We start from the raw sequence: 8,627 nt of genomic DNA on the forward strand, positions 1-8,627 counted from the left end.
GTGGTCAGGAAATCGCCGTTGTTCGGCAGCTGTGATTCGTGCGCCACGAACTGCCAGCAACGGGCAAAAATGGCCTCCAGTTCGCGCTCGTAGATGGCCTGATCCCAGAAAATGCGCCGGTCAACCCAGCCTTCCTCCAGATCCATGTAGCGCGAGTAGTCCTGCGGTGGCTGCGTGGTTTCGTAGGGTTTCATGGCAACGCCTCTTTTCACAAAAAATTTCAGAAAAACACGTTCAGGTTGCTGTCGATGACCACCGGGTGGTCGAAACGGATGTCCCGCGCCACCAGTTGCCACTGACCCTGTGCGTCGCGCCAGCGGTCGGTGCGAGCGGCGGTCAGGCGCCGCTGCTGGGCGTCGATGCGGCTGCGGTGGATTTCGATCACCGAGTGCACGCGCGCCTCGCCGTCGTTCTCGGCGCGGTAGATCTCGACGTTGCTGACGATGCGCCGCACGGCGTTGCGCGGGTCTTCCGCCCACACCAGGCCCGACTCCAGGCGCTGCACGCGCAGGCCAAGACGCGCCTTGTCGTCGTCGAACACGTAGCCGGGCCCCACGGCGAGCGCCGCGCTGCGGTCGGCGCGAAACCGGCGCGAGGTGAGCGGCAAGCGGTAGCGCACGTCGTGCGCCAGCAGGGCCAGCCAGTCGCCGTAGCGCTCCTCATCCAGCAGGCGCGCCTCGCGGTACAGCGCCTGGGTGAGCGCAAGGTGTTGGTCGATGGGCAGCATGGCAGACGTGTCAGCCGACATGGGCGCGACCCTCGTCGGCGGACAGCGGGTTCAGGTTGTACTGCGGCACGGCGCGCCAGTCGGCGGCGGCCATGTGCTCCTGCCAGCGGCGGTAGAAGTAGCGCTGGTTGTGCTCGCTGACCACGCCGACGGCAATGTCGCCCGGCAGGCCGGCACGCGGCCCACTGCGGCCCTGCGCCATATTGGTGTAGACGTCCATCTGGCGCGTGCGCCAGCCGCGCGATTGCTCGGCGCAGGCGGCGAGGTTGTCGCCGTCGTCGTTGTCGAACAGGCCGGCCGGCCCAAACGTGAGCAGCTGGTTGTCGAGAATGCGCTGCTTGATGGCGTCCGGCATGGCCGCCTCGGCCATCGCCCAGGTCCACTGCTCGATGCGCCCCGGGCCCTTGGGGTGGTAGACGCGAAACCAGTTCAGGCCCGGCAAAAATTGCAGGTTCGGAAAGATGGTGAAGTTCAGTTGCGAGCCCCAGAGCCGCTCGCCGCGCAGGCGCCCCAGGCGCTCGATCACCGTCGGGCGGTTGGCTTCGAGCCAACGCAGGATGTCGCCGTTGTCCGGATAGAAGCTGTAGCCGGACACGCCGTCCAGCGTCGCCAGCAGCGAGTGGCCGTTCAGGCCGGCGATCGACAGCCCGCCATCCAGGTCGACACTGGCGTTGCCGACCGTGAAGCCCGAAAAATCCATGCTCTGCACGGCCTTCATGGCGCCGGCGTGCGCCCAGCCGAGGTGGTAGCCGTCGCCGCACACGTTCTCGACCGGCAGCTTCCAATTGGTGGGGATTTCCACCTTCTGCGCCTCGCCGAGCAGCACGCTGCCGCCCGGCAGCGCGTCCAGCCACACGTCGAGGTACCACTTCATGTCGCCGAGGTAATCCGACAGGCTCGGTGCGTTTTTGTCGAAACAGCCGAACACCAGGCCCTTGTACGACTCGACCCGCTCGACCGGAACGAGCCCGAAGCGGGCCTTGTCGAGCTCGTTGAAATAGGCGTCCTTCTCCAGCGGCACGTTCACCAGCGCGCCGTCGGTGCCGAACGCCCAGCCGTGGTAGTTGCAAGCAAACGCCTTGGCGTTGCCGCGGTCGGCGCGGCACAGGCGGTTGCCGCGGTGCGTGCAGGTGTTCAGGAACGCCTTGATCGATCCCGCCGGCTGGCGCACCACCAACACGTCGTCCTCGCCCATGAAGGTGCGCTGAAAGTCGCCGGGGTTCGGAAGCTGCGATTCGTGCACCAGAAACAGCCAGCAGCGGCCGAAAATGCGTTCGAGCTCCTGCTGGTAGATGGCGGGGTCGGCGTAGATCTGGCGGCGCTGCGCGCTGCCGGCGCCTGTCACCAGGCCGGCGTAATCGGTCATCCGTGACTCCTCCTGCAAGACAAGGCACAGCGCCGTCGGGCGCGGTGTGGCGGCAATGGTTCAATGAAGCGGCCAATGGGATGCTGCGCGGTACGCGCGTGCCCCGGACGGCAGCCGCTGGATAAATCAGTACCTACCTAAATGCACACGCCGTGCCAAACAGTCGTTCCTTCTGCCACTTCCATGCCTTTTGGGCGAGGGCAGCCGGCTACGCCGGACCAGTGACGTTACGCCTGCGTCATCTGAGCCCATAATCACCACACCTTCGTTGACCCGAGCGTCGATCATGTCCAAGGCAGCACCGGCAGCAAACCTGCCCGACATCCGCGATCTGGCCGAGCAGGTCCGCTTCACGCCCGACACCGGCCGCATCTGGGTACGCGACCAGCGCGGCGTGCTGCTGACGGCCAGCGTGTACGGCGCCCTGCGGCGCGAGCTGATCGACCGCCTGGGGCCGGCGGTGGCGCGCGAGCTGCTGTCGCGCATCGGCTACGCCGAGGGCGGACGCGACGCCGAAGCCGCCCGCCGCCTGCGCCCGGACGTGAGCTACTTCGACGCCTTCGCGGTCGGCCCGCAGGTACACGCGCTGGCTGGCTTCGGCTGGTCCGAGGTCGTACACCTCAACGCCGAGCCGGCGAGCGGCGCCTTCGCCGGCGAGTTCCTGGTCCATGACTCGCTCGAAGCGGCAACGCATCTGGACGCCTACGGCCAGAGCCCGGAACCGGTGTGCTGGATGCAGAGCGGCTACGCCAGCGGCTTTGCCAGCGCGTTTGCCGGCCGGCCGATCCTGATGCGCGAGGTGGAATGCCGCGGCATGGGCCACGAGGCCTGCCGGCTGGTCGGCAAACCGCTCGACGAGTGGCTCAGCCAGGCGCCGGACACGCGCTACTACCAGCCGGAAGCCTCCGTGAACCGCTTCGCCGATGCGCCGGCCGGCGAGCACGACGGCGTGGTCGGCATCTCGGCCGGCTTCGGCGCCGCCATGCACCTGCTGCGCAAGGCCGCGGACAGCCGCGCCACACTGCTGTTCGTCGGTGAAACCGGCGTCGGCAAGGAAGTGTTTGCACGTCTGGCGCACCGCATGAGCAGCCGGCGCAAGGAACCGTTCATCGCCGTCAACTGCGCCGCGCTGCCGGAAACCCTGATCGAGACCGAACTGTTCGGCGTGGTCAAGGGCGCCTACACCGGCGCCAGCAGCTCGCGCGCCGGGCGCTTCGAGCGCGCCGACGGCGGCACGCTGTTCCTGGACGAGGTGACCAGCCTCAGTCTGGCCGCCCAGGGCAAGCTGCTGCGGGCGCTGCAGGAGCGCGAGATCGAGCGTGTGGGCGACAACCAGACGCGCCCGGTCGACGTACGCGTCATGGCGGCCTGCAACGAGGACCTGCGCCGGGCGGTCGACGACGGGCGTTTTCGCGAGGACCTGTACTTTCGCCTGACCACGTTTCCGGTGCCGATTCCGCCGCTGCGCGAGCGGCGCGACGACATTCCGCTGCTGATGGCGCATCTGCTGCGCCGCTTCTGCGCCGCGCACGGCAAGCACGTGCCGGGCTTCACCGCCCGCGCGGTGCAGGCGCTGTTCGCGTATGACTTTCCAGGCAACGTGCGCGAACTCGAGAACATCATCGAGCGCGCCGTGCTGCTGGCCGGCGACGGCGAGGCCATCGACCTGCCGCAGCTGGCGCTGCACGGCGGTTCGCCGCGTCCGGCGGCGTTTGCGCTCGACGGCACCGGTCGCCTCAGCGACGAGGGCGCGGCCCTGCGCGAACAGGCCGCAGCACTGCTGGCGGCACCGACCACACGCGCGCGCTTCGACGCCATCGAACACGCACTGCTGGAACAGGCGGTCGCCGACGCCAACGGCAACCTTGCCGCGGCCGCGCGCGCGCTCGGCCTCACCCGCCGGCAGGTGCAGCTGCGCCTGGAGCGCCACCGCCGCGGAAGCGCCGGTCGCGCCGGCTGAACCATCAGCCGCCGCGCTGGCGCTCGGCCATTTTTTTCATTTCCTCGACCACCGACTGCTCGGCGTCGACCAGGCCCTGCTGCCACACGTCGAGCGTGTCGACGCCGCGCGCCAGCAGGCGCGGCTTGGGCGGTGCGTCCTCGGCGAACTGGCGCGCGCCGTAGCTCATCTCGGCCACCGTGTCCGGCCCGGCGAAGTAGAAGCCGACCGACGTCGACGGCGCGTGGCGCAGCAGGTCCATGGTGATCGGGTAACCGAGCTTGCGCACGATGGCGCGGGCGCGCATCACGTCGTCCAGGCCCGGCGGCTGAAAGCAGATGTGATTGAGCCCGCCGCCGCTGGCGCCGAAGCCACCCACGCCGATGCCGTGGTGCCAGCCGTTTTTCATGTGCAGAAAGCACACGTCGCGCTCCACCCAATCCGACTCGCGCAGGCCCAGCACGTCGCGGTAAAACGCCGCCGAGGCGCGCGTGTCGGCGGCGCCCAGCACCACGTGCTGGATGTCCAGCAGCTGCACCGTGCGCGGCTGCGGCGGCGTCGGCATGGCCACCATGTCGCAGTACAGCTCGAGCGGATTGCCGGCCGGATCGGCAAACCGCAGGTAGCGGTCCACGCGCTCGGTGTCGAGCCCGTCGCCGGCCTCGACGGCGATGCCGAGCCCGCGCAGGTGCGCCTCGAACAGGTCCAGCAGGGCGCGGTTTTCCACCTCCAGCCCCACCCGTGCCAGGCCGGGTTCGGCCGCCGGCTCGAGCACGATCCAGTGATGCTGCAGGCCGCCGCGCAGGTACACCCGGCCGCCCTGGCGGGCGCTGATCTCGAGCGGCACGGCGCGCGTCCAGAACGCCAGCGAGGCGTCCAGGTCTTTGACCTTGAGGTGCACGTAGCCCAGGCGCTGCGGGCAAAGACGCGATTCCGACATACCGGTTTCTCCTTCCTGGCGGACTTTTTCGCATCATGCGCGCCGCCTGCAGGGCCGGCAAGGCAGGCCGATAATGGCCGCCGGTCAGCCACGTTTTCGCGCTCCCATGCCGCCAATCACCCACCCTCGCCCGCCGCGCCGGTGGCGCGCATGACGCTGCCGTTCAAAACCTATCTGGTCGGCGGCGCGGTGCGCGATCGCCTGCTGGGTCTGCCGGTGACCGACCGCGACTACGTCGTCGTCGGCGCCACGCCGGACGACCTGCTCGCCGCCGGCTTCAAGCCGGTGGGCGCCGATTTTCCGGTGTTCCTGCACCCGCAAACCGGCGAGCAGTACGCGCTCGCCCGCACCGAGCGCAAGACCGCGCGCGGCTACCACGGCTTTGCGGTCCACTTCTCGCCCGACGTGACGCTCGAACAGGACCTCCTGCGGCGCGATCTGACCATCAACGCGATGGCCGAGGCGCCGGACGGCACCATCATCGACCCCTACGGCGGGCAGGCGGATCTGGCCGCCCGGCGCCTGCGGCACGTGTCGCCGGCGTTCGCCGAAGACCCGGTGCGCATCCTGCGCGTGGCGCGCTTTGCGGCGCGCTTCGCGCGCATGGGCTCCACGGTGGCGGACGACACCCGCGCGCTCATGCGGCAGATGGTGGCGGCCGGCGAGGTGGACGCGCTGGTGCCCGAGCGGGTGTGGCAGGAATTCGAGCGCGCGCTGCGCGAGCCGGACCCGCAGTGCTTCATCACGGTGCTGCGCGACTGCGGCGCGCTGGCAAGACTCTTGCCGGAGCTCGACCGCCTGTTCGGCGTGCCGCAGCCGCCCGAGCCGCATCCCGAGATCGACACCGGCGTGCACACGCTGATGGTGCTGCAGCAGGCCGCGCGCCTGAGTGCCGACCCACAGGTGCGTTTCGCCGCCCTGCTGCACGACCTTGGCAAGGGCACGACGCCGCCCGAGCAGTGGCCAAGCCACCACGGCCACGAGGCGCGCAGCGTGGAACTGGTGAATGCGCTGTGCACGCGCCTGAAGGTACCCGCGGCGTACCGGGAACTGGCGGTCGCCGTGGCGCGCGACCACGGCAACGCGCACCGGGCGCTCGAACTGCGCGCCGGCACGCTGCTGGAGATCATCGAGCGCACCGATGCGCTGCGCCGGCCGCAGCGCTTCGCGCAGTTTTTGCTGGCCTGCGAGGCGGATCATCGCGGCCGCCTGGGTTTCGAGGACCGGCCCTACCCGCAGGCGGCGCGCCTGCAACGCGCCTTCGAGGCCGCGCGCGGCGTGGACGTGGCGCCCCTGGTGGAACGCGGCTTCACCGGCGAGGCGATGCGCAGCGCGCTGCGGCAGGCGCGCACGCGGGCCATCGCCGCCGCGGTGAAGGCCGATGAGTGACCGCCATACCCACAAAGGCCGCGGCGCCGGCTACAACCCGACGCCGCGCTACGCCCGCACGGAGCGCGGCGCGGAGCCCGACGCCGAGCTGCCAGACGAACCCGGCGCCGACCCGCGCACCGTGGTCAGCGTGGATGCCACGCGCTCGGTCATCAGCCGCAACGACTCGCCGGACCTGCCGTTCAATCAGTCCCTGAATCCCTACCGTGGCTGCGAGCACGGCTGCATCTACTGCTTCGCCCGGCCGAGCCACGCGTATCTCGATCTGTCGCCGGGGCTCGACTTCGAGACCCGCATCCTGGCCAAGCCGCGCGCCGCCGAGCTATTGGCAGACGCCATGCGCAAGCCCGGCTACCGCTGTGAGGTGCTCGCCATGGGCACCAACACCGACCCTTACCAGCCGGCCGAGCGGCACTGGCGCATCACCCGCCGCGTGCTGGAGCTGCTGCTCGACTGCCGCCACCCGGTCGGCATCGTCACCAAGTCCGGCCGCATCGCGCACGATCTCGACATCCTCACCGAGCTGGCGCAGCACGACCTGGTCAGCGTGTACCTGTCCATCACCACGCTCGACCGCGACCTCGCCCGCACGCTCGAACCGCGCGCCGCGGCACCGCAGGCGCGGCTGGCCACCGTCGCGCGCCTGCGCGCTGCCGGCGTGCCGGTGGGCGTGCTGGTGGCGCCCATCATCCCGGCACTCACCGATCACGAGCTCGAAGCCATCCTGACCGCCGCCGCACAGGCCGGCGCCGGCTTTGCCGGCTACACCGTGCTGCGCCTGCCGGGCGAGGTGGCCGGTCTGTTCGAAGACTGGCTGCAGCGCCACCGCCCCGAGCGCGCGCAGCGGGTGCTCCACGCGCTGCAGGCGATCTGGGGCGAGCGGCTTTCGAGCGGCACCTTCGGCCACCGCCAGCGCGGCGCCGGCGACTACGCCACGCTGCTCGGCCAGCGCTTCGAGCTCGCCTGCCGCCGGCTCGGACTCGGCGCGGCACCACGACTCGACACCCGCGCCTTTCGCCCGCCGGCCGGCGGGCAGCTCGGCTTCGGCTGGTGAGGGCGGCGGCGGCCCCGGGTCCGGCTCGCGATCGCCGCTGCCCTTCACGCGCCGTTCACGCGGCGAGCCGATCTTTTTGCACCGTGTTTACGGGGGGCGGCATAGAGTCCCTCCAAGCAAATGCCGAAAAATTCCGTCGGACGGCACCGTTGATAAACGCTGAGAGCTTGTGAATTTTTCAAGCTCTCAGGCCGGCCAGGGATGGCCGGACGCGAAGCGAGCCCGTAAGGGCTTGATTCGCGGGAGCCCGTCCGGGCGTGTACCGGACGGGCGACGCAAGAAATGCGCAGGACGCGCATTTCTTCACAAACTCTGAGTAGCAAATCAGTGGCGCCCGACGCGAGGGCATCTGGTCGGAGGTGGGCGATGGACCTGGGGTGGCTGTTCGTTTTGCTGGTGATGGCGGCGCTCACGATGGGCCTGTTGGCGGGCTGTGCGCGCCTGCCGGGGGCGGCGCCGTGAACGCGCTCTATTTGATCGGCGGCCTGGTGGCGCTCGCGCTCGCCGGCTATCTGGTCTACGCGCTGCTGCGCGCGGAGGCGTTCTGACATGACCGCGCAATCCTGGGGACTGTTGGCGCTCTTTCTTGCGGTGCTGCTGGCGACGGTGAAGCCGCTGGGCCTGTACCTGGCCAAACTCATGGATGCGCCGCGCTGGCGGCCGCTCGCGCGCGCCGAGGCGGCGCTGTTCCGGCGCTGCGGCATCGAAGGCGAGATGGGCTGGCGGCAGTACGCCGCCGCGGTGCTGGTGTTCAGCCTGATCGGCGCGCTCGCCGTGTACGCGCTGCAGCGGCTGCAGGCGTGGTTGCCGCTCAATCCGCAGGGCTTCGCCAACGTCACGCCCGATTCGAGCTTCAACACCGCCGTGAGCTTCGTCACCAACACCAACTGGCAGGGCTACGGCGGCGAGACGACGATGAGTCATCTGACGCAGATGCTCGGGCTAGCGGTGCAGAACTTTCTGTCCGCCGCCACCGGCATCGCGGTGGCCCTTGCGCTGATTCGCGGTTTTTCGCGCCATTGCGCGCAGACGCTCGGCAATTTCTGGGCGGACCTGTGGCGGGTCACCGCCTACCTGCTGCTGCCGCTGTCCTTCGTGCTGGCGCTGGCGCTGGTGAGCCAGGGCGTGGTGCAGAACTTCGCGGCCCACCAGGACGTGACCACGCTCGAGCCGACCGCCTTCGACGCCCCAAAACTCGACGCCGCCGGCCAG

The 8,627-nt window shown here is 69.8% G+C and carries 8 protein-coding genes and 1 pseudogene; 5 read left to right on the forward strand and 4 right to left on the reverse strand.

All coding sequences use genetic code 11. The features are described from left to right. The 3 genes and pseudogenes from PHC73_RS08400 to PHC73_RS08410 all read right to left on the reverse strand — a co-directional run. Positions 1–194: pseudogene (locus PHC73_RS08400) on the reverse strand (aromatic ring-hydroxylating dioxygenase subunit alpha); the annotation flags it as partial. 26 nt (positions 195–220) lie between these two features. Further along, on the reverse strand, positions 221–748 hold the full coding sequence (locus PHC73_RS08405) for a 3-phenylpropionate/cinnamic acid dioxygenase subunit beta (protein ID WP_300126687.1): 528 nt from the start codon (positions 746–748) through the stop codon (positions 221–223). Further along, positions 738–2,093, reverse strand: a complete 1,356-nt coding sequence (locus PHC73_RS08410; protein WP_300126689.1) for an aromatic ring-hydroxylating dioxygenase subunit alpha — start codon at positions 2,091–2,093, stop codon at positions 738–740. Before PHC73_RS08410 ends, PHC73_RS08405 begins: the two co-directional genes overlap by 11 nt. Positions 2,094–2,379: 286 nt before the next feature. Here PHC73_RS08410 and PHC73_RS08415 point away from each other — a divergent pair, with 286 nt between their 5' ends. Continuing rightward, entirely contained in the window at positions 2,380–4,053 is a 1,674-nt protein-coding gene (locus PHC73_RS08415; RefSeq protein ID WP_300126691.1) for a sigma-54-dependent Fis family transcriptional regulator, read from the forward strand. 4 nt (positions 4,054–4,057) lie between these two features. Here PHC73_RS08415 and PHC73_RS08420 read toward each other — a convergent pair whose 3' ends face one another. After that, complete coding sequence (locus PHC73_RS08420; RefSeq protein WP_300126693.1) at positions 4,058–4,972, reverse strand: VOC family protein; 915 nt, start codon at positions 4,970–4,972, stop codon at positions 4,058–4,060. 150 nt (positions 4,973–5,122) lie between these two features. Between PHC73_RS08420 and PHC73_RS08425 the strand changes: the two genes are divergently transcribed. The 4 genes from PHC73_RS08425 to PHC73_RS08440 form a co-directional block, all read left to right on the forward strand. Continuing rightward, the gene (locus tag PHC73_RS08425; RefSeq protein WP_300126695.1) at positions 5,123–6,361 is read left to right on the forward strand and encodes a multifunctional CCA addition/repair protein; all 1,239 of its coding nucleotides are present in this window, start codon (positions 5,123–5,125) and stop codon (positions 6,359–6,361) included. Then, the gene (locus PHC73_RS08430) at positions 6,354–7,415 is read left to right on the forward strand and encodes a PA0069 family radical SAM protein (RefSeq protein WP_300126697.1); all 1,062 of its coding nucleotides are present in this window, start codon (positions 6,354–6,356) and stop codon (positions 7,413–7,415) included. The genes PHC73_RS08425 and PHC73_RS08430 overlap by 8 nt, the downstream gene beginning before the upstream one ends. A 458-nt stretch (positions 7,416–7,873) precedes the next feature. Then, a complete protein-coding gene (gene kdpF / locus PHC73_RS08435) occupies positions 7,874–7,963 on the forward strand; it encodes a K(+)-transporting ATPase subunit F (protein WP_300126699.1) in 90 nt (29 codons plus the stop codon). 1 nt (position 7,964) lies between these two features. Continuing rightward, positions 7,965–8,627 (forward strand): potassium-transporting ATPase subunit KdpA (locus PHC73_RS08440; protein WP_300126701.1); only part of this gene is annotated, 663 nt, incomplete at its 3' end.

Source organism: Immundisolibacter sp., assembly GCF_028696615.1.
In the GTDB taxonomy this organism is placed as follows: Bacteria; Pseudomonadota; Gammaproteobacteria; order Immundisolibacterales; family Immundisolibacteraceae; genus Immundisolibacter.

What these genes read in the sequence shown, in the direction of transcription:
- PHC73_RS08405 (WP_300126687.1), bottom strand. Translation starts at nt 748, where the DNA reads ATGTCGGCTGACACGTCTGCCATGCTGCCCATCGACCAACACCTTGCG.
- PHC73_RS08410 (WP_300126689.1), bottom strand. Translation starts at nt 2,093, where the DNA reads ATGACCGATTACGCCGGCCTGGTGACAGGCGCCGGCAGCGCGCAGCGC.
- PHC73_RS08415 (WP_300126691.1), top strand. Translation starts at nt 2,380, where the DNA reads ATGTCCAAGGCAGCACCGGCAGCAAACCTGCCCGACATCCGCGATCTG.
- PHC73_RS08420 (WP_300126693.1), bottom strand. Translation starts at nt 4,972, where the DNA reads ATGTCGGAATCGCGTCTTTGCCCGCAGCGCCTGGGCTACGTGCACCTC.
- PHC73_RS08425 (WP_300126695.1), top strand. Translation starts at nt 5,123, where the DNA reads ATGACGCTGCCGTTCAAAACCTATCTGGTCGGCGGCGCGGTGCGCGAT.
- PHC73_RS08430 (WP_300126697.1), top strand. Translation starts at nt 6,354, where the DNA reads ATGAGTGACCGCCATACCCACAAAGGCCGCGGCGCCGGCTACAACCCG.